This is a genomic window from Streptomyces sp. NPDC031225 (assembly GCF_055570355.1).
On the sequence record NZ_JBVIHJ010000007.1, the window covers coordinates 345,748 to 363,540 of the forward strand.

Below are 17,793 nucleotides of genomic sequence, written 5' to 3' on the forward strand. Positions count from 1 at the left end.
CGACCGGCGTGTGGAAGCATCGTGCCACCCCAAGTGGCCGCTATGTGACCGAGTGCCCCCGAACGGCCCTGAACGGCACCAGATGGGGGGTTAAGGATCGGAGACAAGCCCGCGCACGGTCCCGTCCGCGGGGCCCGGCATGATGGTCCTATGCGTGCAGTGGTGCAGAGAGTGGACGGCGCGAGCGTCGTCGTCGACGGTGAGACGGTCGGGGAGATCAGCGGCGAAGGGCTGTGTGTCCTCGTCGGGGTCACCCACGAGGACACCAAGGAGAAGGCGGCCCAACTGGCTCGCAAACTCTGGTCGGTTCGCATGCTGCAGGACGAGAGGTCGTGCAGCGACATCGACGCCCCGCTGCTCGTGATCAGCCAGTTCACCCTGTACGGCGACGCCCGCAAGGGCCGCCGTCCCACCTGGAACGCCGCCGCTCCCGGCGACGTGGCCGAGCCGCTCGTCGAGGAGGTCGTCGCGCAACTGCGCGCGCTGGGCGCGACGGTGGCCACCGGCCGCTTCGGCGCGCAGATGCGGGTGTCCCTGACGAACGACGGCCCCTTCACGGTCCTGCTGGAGATGTGAGCCGCACGCCCCGGGGGCCCGCCACGGTCCACCGGCTGGCGCGGGGTTACGGCTCCACGACGACTTCCTGGGCCGCGGCCGTCGTGTCGACGACGAGCCGCGCGTCCAGCGGTACGTTCCGCTTGACCAGGGCGAGCGCCACCGGGCCGAGTTCGTGGTGCCGTACGGACGTCGTCACGAAACCGATCTTGCGGCCGTCGGGCCCGTCGTCCGCGAGGCGGATGTCCGAGCCGGCGGGCGGCAGGTACACCTCGCTGCCGTCCAGGTGGAGGAAGACCAGGCGCCGCGGCGGCTTGCCCAGGTTCTGGACGCGGGCAACGGTCTCCTGCCCCCGGTAGCACCCCTTCTGCAGGTGAACCGCCGTGCTGATCCAGCCCAGTTCGTGCGGGATGGTGCGGTGGTCGGTCTCGAAGCCGAGGCGCGGGCGGTGCTGCTCGACCCGCAGCGCCTCGTAGGCGAGCAGGCCGGCCACGGGCCCGGACTTCTCGGCGTACGACTCCAGGTCCGCGCGTGGCAGGAAGAGATCACGGCCGTACGGCGTCTCGCGTACGACGGCCCCCTCGGGCACCTCCGCGATGGAGCCGGCGGGCAGGTGGACGACCGCGAACTCGTCCGTGCGGTCGGCGACTTCGACCCGGTAGAAGAACTTCATCGACTCCAGGTAGGCGATCAGCGCGCCCTGGGTGCCGGGTTCGACGTGCGCCCAGACCGTGGTGCCGTCGTCGACCAGGTACAGGGCGTGCTCGATGTGGCCGTGCGCGGAGAGGACCAGCGCCTCGGTGGCCTGGCCCGTGGGGAGGTCGCTGACGTGCTGGGTGAGCAGCAGGTGCAGCCAGCTGAGACGGTCGTCTCCGCTGACGGACACGACCCCGCGGTGCGAGAGGTCGACGAAACCGGTGCCGCCGGCGAGGGCGCGCTGTTCGCGGAACAGGTCGCCGTAGTGCGCGGCCACGCCTTCGTCCACGCCCTCGGCGGGGACGGCGCCGGGCAGGGTCAGCAGGGGGCTTTTCATATGCACAAGCCTACGACTCGGTAGTTGAATTCTTGAGCTTGAGGGAACAGTCCTTGCAGCGGCCGAAGATCGCGAAGTGCTTCATGTCGGTCTCGAACCCGAAGGTGTCGCGCAGCTTCGCGGTGAACTCGGCGGCCACCGCGATGTCCGCCTCGATGACGTTCTCACAGTCACGGCAGACCAGGTGGATGTGGTGATGGCGGTCGGCCAGGTGGTACGTCGGCGCGCCGTGCCCGAGATGGGCGTGGCTGACGAGATCGAGCTCCTCAAGCAGCTCCAGGGTCCGGTAGACCGTGGAGATGTTGACCCCCGACGCCGTCTTCTTCACTTCCGTGAGGATGTCGTCGGGGGTCGCGTGTTCCAGGGTGTCCACAGCTTCGAGGACAAGCTGACGCTGCGGCGTCAGCCGGTAGCCGCGCTGCCTGAGGTCGCTCTTCCAATCGGTGCTCACCACACCGGGAAGTCTAGAACTACTTGAAGAAAGCGATCCCGTCGTCCGGCATGTCGTCCGGGAGGGCCTTGGCCCAGCGTTCGACCTCCTCCGGGGTGACGACCTTCTTCAGGTGCGCCGACATGTAGGGGCGCAGCTCGACCTCGGGGGTCTGCTTCTCGCCGACCCACATGAGGTCGCTCTTGACGTAGCCGTACAGGCGCTTGCCGCCGGTGTACGCGCCGGAGGCGGCCGTACGGGCGACCGCGTCCGTCACCAGGTCGATCTGCGGCTTCTGCTTGGCCAGCTCGCCGTACCAGATCTCGACGACGCCGTCGTCGCGGACCATCGTCACCTCGACCTTGCGGTCGGCGTCGATGCGCCAGAAGCCGTGCTCGGTCTCCAGCGGACGGACCTTGTTGCCGTCGTTGTCCAGCACCCAGGTGTGGGAGCGGTACTCCAGGAAGTCCCGGCCGTCGTGGCCGAAGGTCACCTCCTGGCCGAAGTTGCACTTCTCCGAGCCCGGGAAGTCGTGCACGCCCGCGCCGGCCCAGTTACCGAGCAGGAAAACGAGCGGGACGAGGTCCTTGTGGAGGTCGGACGGGATCTCGATCATGAGTGGCAGTTCCTAGACGGGGGTCAGCGCTGGCCCTGGTACAGCTTCTTCACGGTCAGTCCGGCGAAGGCGAGAACGCCGACGCAGACCAGGACCAGCAGGGCTTCGAAGAAGATCTCCACGGGGTGCTCCTCGGATGAGCGTGGTGCGGTGCATGTACACGGGGCCGGGCCCCAGCTTACGCGGCCGGGGCCCGGGGGACTGTGCGAGGTTCCCTTACGGGGTTCAGCCCAGCAGCTGGCTCTGCAGGGTCACCGTCTGGTGGAAGGGGACACGGTTGGCGACGCCCTTGCGGGACTGGACGACCAGCGCGAGGACGTCACCGGCACTCAGGTACGCGTGGCGGACCTGTTCGGCGCCGTACGGCTTGGACTCGACGTAGACGGAGGCCGAGATGTCCTGGATCCGGGCCGCGTCCGGGAAGTCGTCGTCCGAGCCGGACTCGGGGGCGCCGCGCAGTGCGTAGCCGGGGCTGCCGTACGGCGCGATGTCCTTCGCGAACAGGTCGTCCACGACGGCCGCCGTGTCGAACTGCAGCAGGTAGATCCGGGTGTGCGTGCCGTCCGGGGTGGTCCAGCCGCGGGCCGCGATGTGTCGCAGACTGTTGTCGGAGAACTTCTGCCCCAGCTCCTCGCGGTCCGTCTTCAGCGCGTACTCCGCGAGGAGGTCCTTCGTCGGCAGCCAGCCGTCGGTTCCGCGCAGCGCCTTGTCGACGGTCGCCCCCTTGGGTGCGGGCAGCACCAGGGCACGCAGGTCGGCGTAGTGGCTGCCCGCCTTGTTGTCCGCGGCGAGCGGTCCCGGGCTGCCGGAGGGCAACGGCGGCTTCGTCAGCGTCGGGTACTCCCACCGCCCGTCCGACACCGTCGACAGCCCCGGTACGTCCGTCCGCGCCATCCCCGTGATCCCGTACGCCGTGCCCGCCCCGACCACCGCGAAGGTGAGCAGAGCGGCCGTCCAGCGAAGGGTCGCCCGGAGGACGCGGCGGTCCTTGGGGGTGGCGGGGACGCTTTCGCCTTCCGGCGCGGATGCAGATGCGGATGCGAGCGCGGGCGCGGCTTCCGGCACGGGGGCCGACTCGGGGGCGGGCGCGGGTGCCGTCCCGGGCCCGGGGACGGGCGCCGGCTCTTGCTCGGATGCGAGCGCGGGCGCGGCTTCCGGCACGGGGGCCGACTCGGGGGCGGGCGCGGGTGCCGTCCCGGGCCCGGGGGCGCTCGCAGGCTCCGGCGCCGGGGCGGGCGTATCCGCCGGCTCCGACTCGAGGAGGGCTGCGGGCGAGGCCTCGGCCGGCCGGGGCGGCGGTACGGCGTCCTGCGGCTCGCTCCGCTCGGGCTGGTCGACGCGCTCGGTTCCGCCGGTCGGCTTCGGCGTCTCGGCGCCGTCGGCCGGCGCCGCCACCTCGATCTGCCCGACCTCGACGAGCGGACCCGTCGCCTCGGCCTTCTCGGGTCCCGTGGCCGGCGCCGCCACCTCGATCTGCCCGACCTCGACGAGCGGACCCGTCGCCTCGGCCTTCTCGGGTCCCGTGGCCGGTTCCGTCGCCTCGACCGGCCCGGCCTCTCCAGCGACCGGCTCCGGGCGGCCGGTCTTCTCTTCCGTCTGCTCGGTCATACCGACTCCCCCGGTTCCGCTATGCGGTCGAGCTGCTCGCGCAGGAGCATCGCGATCGACGTCTGCCGCAGTGGTTTCGCGCTGTCCGCGGTGACGCTGACCAGGACGTTGCCCTGCAGGGCTGAGCAGAACATCGTGTCCAGCTTCACGTCGGCGTCCGGCGGCAGCAGATAGCAGCGGGCGTCCTTGTGGCCCTCGATCCGGGGCCCGTCACGCAGGGCGTCGCCGAGCGCGTCGAAGAACTCGTCCTCGAACTTCGCGATCCCCCGCACCGCCGCCTTGTTGTCCAGCTGCACCAGCTCGATGGTCACCGCGGAGGCCTTGTCCGTGTAGACGGAGGAGAGCTCGTCGGTGCTGACGTAACTGCGCATCGCGATACCCGTGAGGCGCTGCTTGTCGATCTGCTTCTCCAGCGCCTTGCGCTGTGTGCGGGGCAGCCCGCTCAGCGATTCCTTGCGCAGGGCGGTGGCCTGGTCACCGTTGAGCTGCACGTCGTTTCCGTACTTCCCGATGTCGGGCCCGCGGCTCCACCCGTCGGCGCCGTACGGCACGAGCATCCCGAACAGCCCCGTCTCCGACGCCGCCTTCGCCTTGTCGGCCCGCCCCTTCGGGAACGTCCACACAGGGGCGCCCGCGTCGCGGTCGGCTCCGTCGACGGTGATCACGGTCCAGCCGACCCCCGCGACGACCGCCACGGCCAGCGCCACGGAACCGGCCACCGCGGCGATGCGGCCACGACGGACCGGCTTCTTCGCAGGCGCCACGGGCTCGACAGGCTCGCTGGAGGCGGTGAGCTCGGCCGGGCCGACCTCACCGACCTGCTGGTTCTCGTTCTCGCTCACAGCTTCCTCATCTGCCGCTCGGCGAGATCCATGATCTTCGCCTTCGGGATGGGCTTGGTATCGAAGACGAAGATCATCATGAAGATGTCCCCACGCCAGGCGACGGCCTCCGCGTTGTACTGCGGCAGATAGCCCGGTTTGGTGTCCGGTTCGGTGTGGACGTACGCCATGGCGTTGCCGCTCCCCGGCACCGACCAGCTCTTGGTGCCGTGCTCGGAGTCCTCGAAGTAGTTCTCGTTGTCGGCCGCGTCGGAGGCCTGCAGCGCTTCCTCCTGCCGGTACTGGACGAGTCGGATCTCGACGCCGTAGGTGCTGCCGACGTTCCAGCCCGTCTGGGCCCCGCGGCGGAACTGCTCCGAGACGAGGTCGCCGAACGCCCCGGCCGGCTTGTCGTACGTCTCCGCCAGCCCGGCCAGCGTCATCCAGCCGTCATCGCTCACCCAGTCGCCGTCCTTGGCGCCGGCCGGCTTCTTCAGCAGCAGTTTCCGCAGGTCGCCGTCGGTCTTCACCCGGCGGTCCTGGGAGGCGGGCAGGGGCTCGGGTGCCGGGCCCCTGGCCTGGGTGAGCGTCGGCTGGGAGAGCGAGGCCAGCTTCGTCGGCTTCCGGTCGGCCTGGATCAGGTAACCGGTACAGCTCCCGGCGACGACACCGAGTACGGCCGCGGCGGCGATCAACAGTGTCGTACGACCCCTGCGGCGCACACCGGCCGTCTCTTCGGGCACTTCCATGGGTCCCTCACAAAGCGCGAAGCGCGCATTCCGTATGCGCGCTTCACAGGAGACTCCTGGTCAACACCCAGAGTTGTACGGAAGGTTGATCACGATCCGGCCACATCGGCAACGGACGCGGCCCGGCCCGCATCAGAACAGACCGTCAGCGCGGACGCGGGGTGGCGACGGCCGTACGCACTACGCTGCCCGCATGGCGAAGAAGCTCGTGATCAAGGTGACCGCCGGGGCCGACGCCCCCGAGCGCTGTTCGCAGGCGTTCACGGTGGCGGCGGTGGCCGTGGCCAGCGGGGTGGACGTCTCGCTGTGGCTGACCGGGGAGTCCGCGTGGTTCGCCCTGCCGGGCCGGGCCGCCGAGTTCGAACTGCCGCACGCAGCCGCGCTGCCCGACCTGCTCGACTCGGTCCTCGCGGGCGGCCGGCTCACCCTGTGCACCCAGTGCGCGGCCCGCCGGGACATCACGGAGAAGGACGTCATCGAGGGCGTACGGATCGCGGGGGCGCAGGTGTTCGTACAGGAGGCACTCGCCGACGGGACGCAGGCGCTCGTCTACTGAGCGGACCCGCGGCCTGTCACAGCTGATCGACAATCCGCGGGATCCCTTACCCGGCGGGGTTAGTCTCACGCTCGACGGCCACCCGTCCGTCGACCGGACCAGACAAGACCGCCGCTCCTGGGGGATCCACCGCATGCGCGCCCTGCGAATACTTCTGATCATCACCGTGATTCTCGGCGGCCTGTTCGTCGCCGCCGACCGTCTGGCGGTCCACTTCGCCGAGGGCGAGGTCGCGGACCGGCTGAAGACGCAGGAGGGGCTGACCACGACGCCGAGCGTGGACATCAAGGGGTTCCCGTTCCTGACCCAGGTCGCGGGCGGGGAGCTCGACGACGTCGAGGTCGGCATGAAGGACTACGACGCGGACACCGGCACCAGCGGGGGCTCGATCCGCATCGACGACCTGAACGCCGCCATGAAGGGTGTCGCGTTCTCCGGCGACTACAGCTCCGCCACCGCCTCCACCGCCGACGGCACCGCGAGCATCGACTACTCCCAGCTGCTGAAGGCCGCGGGGGCCGAGAAAGCTCAGCTCCCGCTGGGCGTCACCGCCCAGGTCGTCGGCCTCTCCGACGGCGGGAACGGCAAGATCAAGGTCGACATCAAGATCAGCGCCCTGGAGAAGCCCGTCTCCGTGCTCAGCACCGTCAGCGTCGTCGACGGCGACACCGTGCGGGTGCACGCCGACTCGATCCCGAGCTTCGGCAACATCACCCTCGCCGACTCCGACGTCCGTTCGATCGCCGACTTCGACCAGAAGATCGAGGGTCTGCCGGGCGGTATCAAGCTCGACAAGGTCGAGGCGGGTGCGGACGGTGTGGAGATCACGGTGCGGGGTTCGAACGTCAAGCTGGCCGGGTAGAACGAGCGTCGGGCCGGACGCCGTAGGTCCGACAGGCGAGACGGTGACGTCCGCACCGTAGATGTGATGACGACTACATCCGCCCGGGAACCGTGGGAACACGGCCCGGGCGGCTTTTTGATCCCACATCCCGGACGATCGCGTCTCAGCATGCGACACACCGGTGACATGCCGGTATGTCCGTCCCTACGATCGACCACTATGAAGCGACAGGCGGATCTCACGAAGCGGCGGGCAGTAGACCTGTGCCGCGTCGCCGCCATGCTCTGTCGCCCCTTCTGAGCGGACGGCACCGACCTCCGCGTCCCCGGCCTGGCACTCCCAGGCATCCGTGCGCCCCGCGCACACTTCCGCACGCCCCGCCGCAACTGCCCCGGAGGAGAAAGAGCATGAGCCGCAGCGACGTCCTGGTCGACGCTGACTGGGTCGAGGCCAACCTCGACAACGCCGACATCGCGATCGTGGAGGTGGACGAGGACACGTCCGCCTACGAGAAGAACCACATTCGCAACGCGATCCGCATCGACTGGACCAAGGACCTGCAGGACCCGGTCCGCCGCGACTTCATCGACCAGGAGGGCTTCGAGAAGCTCCTCTCGGCGAAGGGCATCGCCAACGACACGCTGGTGGTCCTCTACGGCGGCAACAACAACTGGTTCGCGTCCTACGCCTACTGGTACTTCAAGCTGTACGGCCACGAGAACGTGAAGCTTCTCGACGGCGGCCGCAAGAAGTGGGAGCTGGACGCCCGCGAGCTGGTCGAGGACGTGCCCGAGCGCGCCACGACCGAGTACAAGGCCAAGCCGCAGAACAAGTCCATCCGCGCCTTCCGCGACGACGTGGTGGCGGCCATCGGTTCGCAGAACCTGGTCGACGTCCGGTCCCCCGACGAGTTCAGCGGGAAGCTCCTGGCCCCCGCCCACCTGCCGCAGGAGCAGTCGCAGCGTCCGGGTCACGTCCCGTCCGCGCGCAACATCCCGTGGTCGAAGAACGCCAACGACGACGGCACCTTCAAGTCGGACGACGAGCTCAAGGAGCTCTACGCCGAGGAGCAGGTCGACCTCGCCAAGGACACCATCGCGTACTGCCGCATCGGTGAGCGCTCGGCCCTGACCTGGTTCGTCCTGCACGAGCTGCTCGGTGTCGAGAACGTCAAGAACTACGACGGCTCCTGGACCGAGTACGGCTCCCTCGTCGGCGTTCCGATCGAGCTCGGCGCCAACAAGTAAGACAGTCCGCATCATCCCGACCGGCCTTCCTTCCGGTCAGACCCCTCTTTGGAGAACGACATGTGTGGAGCGAAGGCCGGCGGCCCGGACGCCTCGACGATCAAGCCCGGCGAGACCACCATCCAGGGCCAGGTGACGCGTGACGGCGAGCCCGTGGTGGGCTACGTCCGACTTCTGGACTCGACCGGCGAGTTCACGGCGGAGGTCCCGACCTCCGCGACGGGCCAGTTCCGCTTCTACGCGGCCGAGGGCACCTGGACCGTTCGCGCCCTGGTCCCGGGCGGCACCGCGGACCGCACGGTCGTCGCGCAGCAGGGCGGACTGGCCGAGGTCGCGATCGCGGTCTGAGGCATCCGGCTCGACCGGTGGGCCGTACCCCTGTCCCGGGGTACGGCCCACCGGGCTTTCCGGGCCTACGCTGGACACATGCTGGGACGACGGCGTCATCTCTACTTCGCCATGATGGGCACCTGCATCGGGTTGTTCGTCCTGGCCTGGGGCGTCGTACGGCTCTGGTCGATGCCGGTGGCCGTCGGCATGTGCGTGGTCGCCATGGTCATCCCCCCGCTCGCCGCGATGGTCGCCAACCGGCGCGGCCCCGACGACCGCTGGTGGGACGACCCCTCCGGCGACCCGAAGTCCGACGAGTGGTGGGACGAACTGGACGGGAAGAAGCGGCGGCAGTAGGAGGGCCCCCATGTCTGCTTCCGCGAGGCTGTCCACCGTCGTCCTCGACGCACACGACGCGCACGAACTCGCCGCCTTCTACCAGCGCCTCCTCGGGTACGTGGTGCGCGCCGAGGAACCCGACTGGGTGCTCACCGGGCCACCGCCCGGAACCGAGGGCACGTCCCTCGCCTTCCAGACCGAACCCGGGTACGTCCCGCCCGTCTGGCCCACCCGCGATCCCGGCGACCAGCAGATGATGCTGCACCTGGACATCGAGGTCGACGACCTGGAGGCCGAGACCGCGCGGGCGGTGGCGGAAGGGGCACGGCTGGACGACCACCAGCCGCAGGACGACGTACGGGTGCTCCACGACCCCTCAGGGCACCCCTTCTGCCTCTGGGTCGAGACGCCCTAGCCGATCGCCCGCCCCAGCACGTACACCGCCGGAGCCGCCGCTGCCAGGGGCAGGGCCACGCCTGCTGTGAAGTGGACGAAGCGTGACGGGTAGTCGTAGCTCGCGACCCGGTGACCGATCAGTGCGCACACCGCCGCGCCCGCGCCGAGCAGCGCACCCTTCGCGCCGAGGCCCGTCATCCCGCCGACCGCGATGCCCGCGCCCGCCGAGGCGAGCAGCGCGACGACCACGGAGGCCGGGGTCGGCAGGGGCAGCGCGCGGGCCAGGACGGCGACGCCGACCGCGGCCGCGCCGACGGAGACCGCGTCGGGGTCGGCCGCGAGGTACCCGGTCGCGACGATGGCGAGTGCCGCCGAGGCGACGGTGGCCATCAGGCCGTACATCCGCTCGTCGGCGTCGGCGTGCGAGCGGAGCTGGAGGACCAGGCTGAGCAGAACCCAGACACCGAGGGTGCCGAGGATCGCCGCGGGCGCGTTCGACCGGCCCGCGGCGAGCAGCGCGACGTCCGCCGCCAGCGCCCCGAGGAACGCCAGCGCGATGCCCTGCCGGGCGGGCCACATGCCGTTCAGCCGGAACCAGCCGGCCGCGGTGACGGCCTGGAGGACGACGAGGGGGATCAGCAGGGCGTACGACCCGACGGCGGCCGTCCCTGAGAGCAGCAGGCCGAGGAGTGCGGTGAGCGCCGCGGGCTGTGCACCGGGCTCTATGACCGGCGAACGGCCTTCGAGGCGGGCCCGCTGGGCGTCCGTGACGCGGGCGTTCCCGGCGACGGTGGCGGGGCCGTAGCCCTCAGCGGGCGTGGGCGCGGGCTCGGGGGCCTGCGGTTGCTGCTGTGGCTGCGGGGCGTACGCGGCCGGCTGGTATCCGGCGTCGTGGCTCCGCGGGGGCGGGTACGCCGGGTCCGTGGGGGCCGGGAGCGGTGTGTGGACCTGGGTGTCCCAGGTCTGGCCCTGCCACTGCTGGGTGTGCTGCTGGGCGGCCTGCTGCTCGTCGTACCCCTGCTGGGCGTGGGCCGGCCAGCCCTGCTGCGGGTACTGGTCGTAGCCCTCGTACGGCTGGTTCGTCATCGTCACCCTCCTGCGAACGGCGGGAGCACCTCGACCGTGCCGCCGTCGGCCAGCCGTACCGTCTCATGTCCGCGGGTGCCCACGGGGTCACCGTCGATGAGGAACGAGCATCGCCGCAGGACGCGCACGAGTTCGCCGGGGTGTCGCTCGCGCGCCGCGTCCAGCGCCTCGGCGAGCGTGGCCGCGTCGAACGGCTCCTCGGCGAGACCGGCCGCGGCCTTCGCGGCGGCCCAGTAGCGCACCGTGACCTTTGGCATCCGCTTCCTCACTCGATCGGTGGTGTACAGGGGCCAGGCTAACCGGCCGCTGTGACAGCCCAGTCCCCGATCCGGCCCAGCAGCTCGTCGTCGGCCGCGTGCTCGGCGTGGCCCATGGGCTCGATCCACAGCTCGGCGTGGCCGTCGGCGGCTTCCACGAGCGTTCTGGGGTGGTCGAGGGGGAAGTAGCCGTCACGGTCGCCGTGCACGATCAGCAGGGGGGCGGGGGCGATCCTCGGGACCGCCTCCACCGGGGAGAGCGGGACGGGGTCCCAGTCGCGGTCGTGGATGCGGGTACGGAATCCGTAGCGGCTCACCAGGCGGCCTGCGGGGCGGGTCACCAGCCAGTGGAGCTTTCGCATGGGGGCCGTGCCCCGGTAGTACCAGCGGGCCGGTGCACTGACCGACACCACGACGTCCGAGTGCGCGTCCGTGCGCCCCTCGCGCCCCGGCCCGTCCGGGTCGTCCGGGTCGCCGTCCGGGCGGTACAGCGCCGCGTGCCGCAGCACCACCGAACCGCCCATGGAGAAGCCGACGGTCGCCACACGCGTGTGGCCGAGTTCGCGCGCCCACGCCACCGCGGCGGCCAGATCCAGCACCTCGCGGTCGCCGACCGTGGAGCGCCCGCCGGAGGCTCCGTGGCCGCGGAAGGAGAACGTGACCACGGCCCCGTACCGCGTGAACGCCTCGGCCACCCGGCGAACATGAGGACGATCCACATCGCCGGTGAAACCGTGCGCGACCACGAACACCGGGATACGGGAAGGTGACAGGGAAGCGTCGTATACGGCGGTCGGCGGATCGTATACGGAATCGATCGTCACGCCATCGGCAGTGCGCAGAAACGTCCGTATAGGTGCACTTCTGCGCGTCTCAGAGTGCGGACGCTCCGTGGAACGCACCACACGACCTGCCGGATCCATGCTCATGTGGGCTATTCTCCTCGGAAGAGGACTCGGGCAACGCAGCCCCCGGGTCCTTTTGTGCTTTCGGATCCCCGGTATACGAAAGCTACGACCCTCGCGGGACCGAGGAGGAACCAGACTTATGAGTTCTCTGCTGCTCCTGACCAACGCCCTCCAGCCGTCGACGGAGGTGCTTCCGGCCCTCGGCCTGCTCCTGCACAACGTGCGTGTGGCCCCGGCGGAGGGCCCCGCCCTCGTCGACACCCCCGGCGCGGACGTCATCCTCATCGACGGACGCCGTGATCTGCCCCAGGTCCGCAGCCTGTGCCAGCTCCTGCGCTCCACCGGACCCGGGTGCCCGCTCATCCTCGTCGTGACCGAGGGCGGCCTCGCCGCCGTCACCGCCGACTGGGGCATCGACGACGTCCTTCTCGACACCGCCGGTCCGGCCGAGGTCGAGGCGCGCCTGCGGCTCGCCATGGGCCGCCAGCAGATCGTCAACGACGACTCCCCCATGGAGATCCGCAACGGCGACCTGTCGGTCGACGAGGCGACGTACTCCGCGAAGCTCAAGGGCCGGGTCCTCGACCTCACCTTCAAGGAGTTCGAGCTCCTCAAGTACCTCGCCCAGCACCCGGGCCGCGTCTTCACGCGCGCGCAGCTGCTGCAGGAGGTCTGGGGCTACGACTACTTCGGCGGTACCCGCACGGTCGACGTCCACGTACGACGGCTGCGCGCGAAGCTCGGAGTGGAGCACGAGTCGCTGATCGGGACCGTCCGGAACGTCGGTTATCGATTCGTTACGCCCGAGAAGGGCGGGGCCGCCGGGAGCGAGGAGGCCAAGGCGAAGGCCGCCGCTTCCGGTGCCGCGATCCCGGCAAAGCCGGACGAGGTGGACGAGAGCGCCGCCCTGGACGCCTCCGAGGTACCGGCAGAGGCTTAGCGGGTCTCCCGCCTGGGCATGGCTCCCGCACCGGCGTACTTCCCGGTAGGCCTTCGCGGGGGCACAGGGCGTCCTTCACGCCCTGCCCAGAGCCGGTCCATCCGCGTAGACTCCGCGCGTGGCCAAGGTAACCAGGGACGACGTGGCGCGACTGGCGGGAACGTCCACCGCCGTAGTCAGTTATGTCATCAACAACGGACCCCGGCCGGTCGCCCCGGCCACGCGCGAGCGTGTCCTCGCCGCGATCAAGGAGCTGTCCTACCGTCCCGACCGGGTCGCCCAGGCGATGGCGTCCCGGCGTACGGATCTCATAGGCCTGATCGTGCCGGACGCCCGCCAGCCGTTCTTCGCGGAGATGGCGCACGCGGTCGAACAGGCCGCGTCCGAGCGCGGGAAGATGGTGCTGGTCGGGAACTCCGACTACATCGGCGAGCGCGAGGTCCACTATCTGCGGGCGTTCCTCGGCATGCGGGTGTCGGGGCTGATCCTGGTCTCCCACGCCCTGAACGACAACGCGGCCGCCGAGATCGACGCGTGGGACGCGCGGGTCGTACTGCTGCACGAGCGGCCGGAGGCGATCGACGACGTGGCCGTCGTGCTCGACGACCTCACCGGCGCGAAGGCCGCGGTCGAGCATCTGCTGGGGCACGGCTACGCGTACGTCGCCTGTATGGGCGGCACCGCCAACACCCCCGCGGTCGGTGACCCGGTCTCCGACCACGTCGAGGGCTGGCGGCGGGCCATGGACGAGGCCGGGATCTCCACCGTGGGGCGGCTCTTCGAGGCGCCGTACAACCGTTACGACGCGTATCAGGTGGCACTCGGGGTGCTGGCCGGGCCCCAGCGGCCGCCGGCGTTCTTCTGCTCCACCGACGACCAGGCGATCGGCCTGCTGCGGGCCGCGCGTGAGCTGCGGATCGACGTGCCGGGGGAACTGGCCGTCATCGGGTTCGACGACATCAAGGAAGCAGCGCTGGCGGACCCGCCGATGACGACGATGGGGTCGGACCGCTCGGCGATGGCCCGGGCCGCGGTGGATCTGGTGCTGGACGACGGCCTGCGGGTCGCGGGGTCCCGTCGGGAGCGTCTGAAGGTGTTCCCGTCGAAGCTGGTCGTGCGGCGCTCCTGCGGCTGCGAGTGAGTTCTCTTAAGGGCGCCTGAGAAGACGGCGCCGGAGGCCAGCGGCGGCTTTATATCGGGCATACGAGGTTCTGCCGGGCTTCTCAGCAAGCACTCAGGGAGCTCTCATGGTCGCGGGACAAGCTTCTTGTCATGACCGAGAGCTTCCGCCGCGACGGCGAGTACGAGCAGTACGAGAACCCCCTCCAGGGCGCCCAGCAGCACGCTTCGTCGCCCGTGAACCCCGAGTGGCCGCCCCCGCCGGCCCAGCCGCCCGCGCAGCCCGTGCAGCCGGCGGCCCCGGTCGAGCCGGTCGCCGTGGAGCCGGGTACGACGGTGTGGCCGTCGCAGCCCGCCGCTCCCGCCCCGGCCCCGCAGGCCGCGTACGGCGCCGGCGGCAACGCCTACGGCGGCTCGTACGGCGGTTCCCACGGCGGTGACGGCAACGGCGGCGGTACGGCGCTCCTCACCGCGATCCCGGCGGCGCCCGCGCCGAAGAAGCGCACCCGTGGCCCCCTCGCCCTTCTCGCCGCCGTCGCGATCGTCGCCGCGGCCATAGGCGGCGGCACCGCCTACGGCATCCAGGAGCTGACCGGCAGCGACACCGTCGCCACGAGCAGCAGCACCAGCACCAACGTGGTGCCGTCCTCCGCCAAGGGCACGGTCTCCGGGGTCGCCAAGGCGGTCAGCCCGAGCATCGTCGAGATCAACGCCACCTCGAACGCCGGTGAGTCCACCGGATCCGGCGTGATCATCACCAGCGACGGCGAGATCATCACCAACAACCACGTCATCTCCGGCGCCACCTCCGTCAAGGTCAGCACCAGCGACGGCAAGACCTACACCGCGAAGGTCGTCGGCACCGACAGCAAGAAGGACCTGGCCCTCATCAAGCTGGAGAACGCCTCCGGCCTGAGGGTGGCCACCCTCGGCAACTCCGACGGCGTCCAGGTCGGCGACGAGGTCGTGGCGATCGGCTCCCCCGAGGGCCTGACCGGCACCGTCACCAGCGGCATCGTCTCGGCCCTGAACCGGGACGTGACCGTCGCGACCGAGGAGAGCCAGGGGCAGAGCCAGGGTCAGGGCGGCGGCAGCGGCCAGTGGCCGTTCGAGTTCGGCGGCCAGCAGTTCAACGGCGACACCGGCTCGTCGACGACGACGTACAAGGCGATCCAGACCGACGCCTCCCTCAACCCGGGCAACTCCGGCGGCGCGCTCATCGACATGAACGGCAACATCATCGGCATCAACTCGGCGATGTACTCGGCCAGTTCGGACTCCTCCACGGCCGGCAGCGCGGGCCTCGGCTTCTCCATCCCGATCAACACCGTCAAGTCCGACCTGGCCACGCTGCGGGCCGGCGGCGCCGACAGCTGACACCCCCGACCCTCGTAAGGAGTACGTCATGATCAAGCAGGTTTCGCACACGGTGGCCGGCACCGACGCGGCCGGGTTCGCCCTGGCTCTTGAGGTGGCGTACGCACTGCACCCGCCGGTGACGCGGGCGCCCGAGGTGGCCTCCGTGGCGGTGGCCCGCCGCGGGGTGACCGCCGCCCGCAGCCGTCGGCGTACCGCCGCCCGCGGCTGAACCCCTTCGCCCATCACGCACCGGCCGGGAACCGTGCGAGGCTGAAAACGCTCAGACCGTTCAGCCCCCTGTCGTCCCACCGCATCCGAGGAATCCGAAGCCATGAGCCCCGCCGAAGGCGACCGTGACCCCCAGCGCATCCTGATCGTCGACGACGAGCCGGCGGTGCGTGAAGCACTCCAGCGCAGCCTCGCCTTCGAGGGCTACGACACGGAGGTCGCCGTGGACGGCGCGGACGCCCTCGACAAGGCGACCGCCTACCAGCCCGACCTGGTCGTCCTCGACATCCAGATGCCCCGCATGGACGGGCTGACGGCCGCCCGGCGCATCCGCGGCGCCGGCGACACGACCCCCATCCTGATGCTGACGGCCCGCGACACGGTCGGCGACCGGGTCACCGGGCTCGACGCGGGCGCCGACGACTACCTGGTCAAGCCGTTCGAGCTGGACGAGCTGTTCGCCCGGGTCCGGGCGCTGCTGCGACGCAGCTCGTACGCGGCGGCGGCCGGTGCGGGCTCCGCCGAGGACGACGAGGCACTCACCTTCGCCGACCTGCGGATGGATCTCGCGACGCGCGAGGTCACCCGGGCGGGGCGGCCGGTGGAGCTGACCCGCACCGAGTTCACCCTGCTTGAGATGTTCATGGCCCACCCGCGCCAGGTCCTCACCCGTGAGCAGATCCTGAAGGCGGTGTGGGGCTTCGACTTCGAGCCCTCGTCCAACTCTCTGGACGTCTACGTCATGTACCTCCGCCGCAAGACCGAGGCGGGCGGCGAACCGCGGCTCGTGCACACGGTGCGGGGCGTCGGGTACGTGCTGCGGCAGGGCGGCGCGGAGTGAAGAGGGTCGTACGGCGGTACCGGTCCCTTCCGATCCGGTCACGGCTGGCGCTGCTCGTGGCGGCGGCGGTGGCGTTCGCGGTGGCGGCGGTGTCGGTGACCTGCTGGTTCATCGTGCAGGGGAAGTTGTACGACCAGGTCGACGGCGACCTGCGGAAGATGGCGCAGCAGCCGCAGAACGCCGACCGGGTCGGCGACCTGCTCGCCAGCTGTCCCCAGACCGCGCAGACCGAGCAGACCAACCGGACCGACTCGGCGTTCCAGGCCGACATCAATGACCTGCGGGCCCGGAGCACCTACGTCCAACTGATCAGGTCGGACGGCAAGGGCTGTGTCTCGGCGAACTCGGCCGGCACCGTCAAGGTCACCGGCTCCGACAAGAACGTCATAAAGACCGCGCCCGTCACCGGCGAGGGGATCATCCGCAACGGCACCGACTCCGACGGCAACGCCGTACGCGTGATCACCCTGCCCCTGATGGTCAACCAGGGCCCCGGCACCCCCGTGCAGCTGTACCCCGACACCGCGATCAGCATGGCGGTCTCCCTCAAGAGCACCCAGTCCACGCTCAACGATCTCGCCCTCATCCTCCTCCTCGTCTCCGGCATCGGAGTCCTGGGTGCCGGTGTCGCCGGGCTCGCCGTCGCCCGGGCCGGGCTGCGTCCCGTAGACAAGCTCACCGAGGCCGTCGAACACGTGGCCCGCACCGAGGATCTGAGCGTGCGCATCCCCGTCGAGGAGGACGCCGAGGACGAGGTCGCCCGCCTGTCGCGGTCCTTCAACTCGATGACGACCTCCCTCGCCAACTCCCACGAGCTCCAGCAGCAGCTCATCGCCGACGCCGGTCACGAGCTGCGCACCCCGCTGACCAGCCTCCGCACCAACGTCGAACTCCTCACCCGCAGCGAGGAGACCGGCCGCCCCCTCCCCGAGGCCGACCGCAAGGCGCTGCTCGCCTCCGTGAAGGCGCAGATGACCGAACTGGCCTCCCTGATCGGCGACTTGCAGGAGCTGTCACGGTCCGAGGGACAGCGCGGTGAGCGCGTGCAGGTGGTGTCCCTGGAGGACACCGTCGAGTCGGCCCTGCGCAGGGCACGGCTGCGCGGACCGGAGCTGACCATCAACGCCTCGCTGGAGCCCTGGTACACGCGAGCCGAACCGGCCGCGCTGGAGCGCGCCGTGGTCAACATCCTCGACAACGCGGTGAAGTTCAGCCCCGAGAGCGGCACCGTCGAGGTGCGGCTCAGCGACGGTGTGCTGACCGTCCGGGACCACGGCCCCGGCATCCCCGCCGACGAACTCCCGCACGTCTTCGACCGCTTCTGGCGCTCCCCGTCGGCCCGCGCCCTGCCCGGCTCCGGCCTCGGTCTGTCCATCGTCGCCCGCACCGTCCAGCAGAGCGGGGGCGAGGTCACCCTCGGCCACGCCACAGGCGGCGGCACGATCGCGACCGTACGGCTGCCGGGGGCGCCGACTCCGCCGCCGGGGACGCCGACGCCGTAGAACGGGCAAAGGATGACAACGACACCCTG

The 17,793-nt window shown here is 70.5% G+C and carries 22 protein-coding genes; 13 read left to right on the forward strand and 9 right to left on the reverse strand.

Annotated features, from left to right (window positions below; genetic code table 11):
- Positions 1-150: 150 nt before the first annotated feature.
- Complete coding sequence (dtd, locus tag ACZ48Z_RS15275) at positions 151-576, forward strand: D-aminoacyl-tRNA deacylase (RefSeq protein WP_468736297.1); 426 nt, start codon at positions 151-153, stop codon at positions 574-576.
- A 46-nt stretch (positions 577-622) separates the two neighbouring features.
- On the opposite strand, the gene ygfZ is transcribed toward dtd, so the two are convergent.
- The 6 genes from ygfZ to ACZ48Z_RS15305 form a co-directional block, all read right to left on the reverse strand.
- On the reverse strand, positions 623-1,588 hold the full coding sequence (ygfZ, locus tag ACZ48Z_RS15280; RefSeq protein WP_468736298.1) for a CAF17-like 4Fe-4S cluster assembly/insertion protein YgfZ: 966 nt from the start codon (positions 1,586-1,588) through the stop codon (positions 623-625).
- A 10-nt stretch (positions 1,589-1,598) separates the two neighbouring features.
- Complete coding sequence (locus ACZ48Z_RS15285; RefSeq protein ID WP_468736299.1) at positions 1,599-2,042, reverse strand: Fur family transcriptional regulator; 444 nt, start codon at positions 2,040-2,042, stop codon at positions 1,599-1,601.
- A 16-nt stretch (positions 2,043-2,058) separates the two neighbouring features.
- Complete coding sequence (locus ACZ48Z_RS15290; protein WP_468736300.1) at positions 2,059-2,634, reverse strand: heme-binding beta-barrel domain-containing protein; 576 nt, start codon at positions 2,632-2,634, stop codon at positions 2,059-2,061.
- A gap of 225 nt (positions 2,635-2,859) precedes the next feature.
- Positions 2,860-4,242 carry a hypothetical protein gene (locus tag ACZ48Z_RS15295; protein ID WP_468736301.1) on the reverse strand — a complete coding sequence of 461 codons (1,383 nt, stop codon included), beginning with the start codon at positions 4,240-4,242 and terminating at the stop codon, positions 2,860-2,862.
- Positions 4,239-5,084 carry a hypothetical protein gene (locus ACZ48Z_RS15300; RefSeq protein WP_468736302.1) on the reverse strand — a complete coding sequence of 282 codons (846 nt, stop codon included), beginning with the start codon at positions 5,082-5,084 and terminating at the stop codon, positions 4,239-4,241. The genes ACZ48Z_RS15295 and ACZ48Z_RS15300 overlap by 4 nt, the downstream gene beginning before the upstream one ends.
- A complete protein-coding gene (locus tag ACZ48Z_RS15305; protein WP_468736303.1) occupies positions 5,081-5,812 on the reverse strand; it encodes a hypothetical protein in 732 nt (243 codons plus the stop codon). Before ACZ48Z_RS15305 ends, ACZ48Z_RS15300 begins: the two co-directional genes overlap by 4 nt.
- A gap of 193 nt (positions 5,813-6,005) precedes the next feature.
- Here ACZ48Z_RS15305 and ACZ48Z_RS15310 point away from each other — a divergent pair, with 193 nt between their 5' ends.
- The 6 genes from ACZ48Z_RS15310 to ACZ48Z_RS15335 all read left to right on the forward strand — a co-directional run bounded on the left by ACZ48Z_RS15310 (position 6,006) and on the right by ACZ48Z_RS15335 (position 9,543).
- The gene (locus tag ACZ48Z_RS15310; RefSeq protein WP_468736304.1) at positions 6,006-6,368 is read left to right on the forward strand and encodes a DsrE family protein; all 363 of its coding nucleotides are present in this window, start codon (positions 6,006-6,008) and stop codon (positions 6,366-6,368) included.
- Positions 6,369-6,501: 133 nt separating this feature from the next.
- Positions 6,502-7,230, forward strand: a complete 729-nt coding sequence (locus tag ACZ48Z_RS15315; RefSeq protein ID WP_468736305.1) for an LmeA family phospholipid-binding protein — start codon at positions 6,502-6,504, stop codon at positions 7,228-7,230.
- Between the two features lie 389 nt (positions 7,231-7,619).
- Positions 7,620-8,459, forward strand: coding sequence for a sulfurtransferase (locus ACZ48Z_RS15320; RefSeq protein ID WP_468736306.1), 840 nt, complete (start codon positions 7,620-7,622; stop codon positions 8,457-8,459).
- A gap of 60 nt (positions 8,460-8,519) precedes the next feature.
- Positions 8,520-8,807: a DUF1416 domain-containing protein gene (locus ACZ48Z_RS15325; protein WP_007382995.1), complete on the forward strand. Its 288-nt coding sequence runs from the start codon at positions 8,520-8,522 to the stop codon at positions 8,805-8,807.
- Between the two features lie 78 nt (positions 8,808-8,885).
- Entirely contained in the window at positions 8,886-9,146 is a 261-nt protein-coding gene (locus ACZ48Z_RS15330) for a DUF3099 domain-containing protein (RefSeq protein ID WP_468736307.1), read from the forward strand.
- 10 nt (positions 9,147-9,156) lie between these two features.
- Entirely contained in the window at positions 9,157-9,543 is a 387-nt protein-coding gene (locus tag ACZ48Z_RS15335; protein WP_468736308.1) for a VOC family protein, read from the forward strand.
- Here the strand turns inward: ACZ48Z_RS15335 and ACZ48Z_RS15340 are convergent.
- The 3 genes from ACZ48Z_RS15340 to ACZ48Z_RS15350 are packed head-to-tail and all read right to left on the reverse strand — an operon-like array spanning position 9,540 to position 11,796.
- Entirely contained in the window at positions 9,540-10,610 is a 1,071-nt protein-coding gene (locus ACZ48Z_RS15340) for a hypothetical protein (protein WP_468736309.1), read from the reverse strand. The two genes, ACZ48Z_RS15335 and ACZ48Z_RS15340, sit on opposite strands and share 4 nt — an antisense overlap.
- A 2-nt stretch (positions 10,611-10,612) precedes the next feature.
- Positions 10,613-10,867, reverse strand: a complete 255-nt coding sequence (locus tag ACZ48Z_RS15345) for a MoaD/ThiS family protein (protein WP_468736310.1) — start codon at positions 10,865-10,867, stop codon at positions 10,613-10,615.
- Positions 10,868-10,905: 38 nt separating this feature from the next.
- Positions 10,906-11,796 carry an alpha/beta hydrolase gene (locus ACZ48Z_RS15350; protein ID WP_468736311.1) on the reverse strand — a complete coding sequence of 297 codons (891 nt, stop codon included), beginning with the start codon at positions 11,794-11,796 and terminating at the stop codon, positions 10,906-10,908.
- A 118-nt stretch (positions 11,797-11,914) separates the two neighbouring features.
- Between ACZ48Z_RS15350 and ACZ48Z_RS15355 the strand changes: the two genes are divergently transcribed.
- From ACZ48Z_RS15355 to ACZ48Z_RS15380, 6 genes are all read left to right on the forward strand, one after another.
- A complete protein-coding gene (locus ACZ48Z_RS15355) occupies positions 11,915-12,715 on the forward strand; it encodes a response regulator transcription factor (RefSeq protein ID WP_468736312.1) in 801 nt (266 codons plus the stop codon).
- A gap of 118 nt (positions 12,716-12,833) precedes the next feature.
- Positions 12,834-13,856, forward strand: a complete 1,023-nt coding sequence (locus tag ACZ48Z_RS15360; protein WP_468736313.1) for a LacI family DNA-binding transcriptional regulator — start codon at positions 12,834-12,836, stop codon at positions 13,854-13,856.
- Positions 13,857-13,987: 131 nt separating this feature from the next.
- On the forward strand, positions 13,988-15,211 hold the full coding sequence (locus tag ACZ48Z_RS15365; RefSeq protein WP_468736314.1) for a S1C family serine protease: 1,224 nt from the start codon (positions 13,988-13,990) through the stop codon (positions 15,209-15,211).
- Positions 15,212-15,239: 28 nt separating this feature from the next.
- Positions 15,240-15,422, forward strand: coding sequence for a hypothetical protein (locus ACZ48Z_RS15370; RefSeq protein WP_468736315.1), 183 nt, complete (start codon positions 15,240-15,242; stop codon positions 15,420-15,422).
- A gap of 102 nt (positions 15,423-15,524) precedes the next feature.
- Complete coding sequence (locus ACZ48Z_RS15375) at positions 15,525-16,262, forward strand: response regulator transcription factor (RefSeq protein ID WP_389111655.1); 738 nt, start codon at positions 15,525-15,527, stop codon at positions 16,260-16,262.
- A complete protein-coding gene (locus tag ACZ48Z_RS15380; RefSeq protein ID WP_468736316.1) occupies positions 16,259-17,764 on the forward strand; it encodes a sensor histidine kinase in 1,506 nt (501 codons plus the stop codon). Before ACZ48Z_RS15375 ends, ACZ48Z_RS15380 begins: the two co-directional genes overlap by 4 nt.
- The last annotated feature ends 29 nt before the right edge of the window (positions 17,765-17,793 follow it).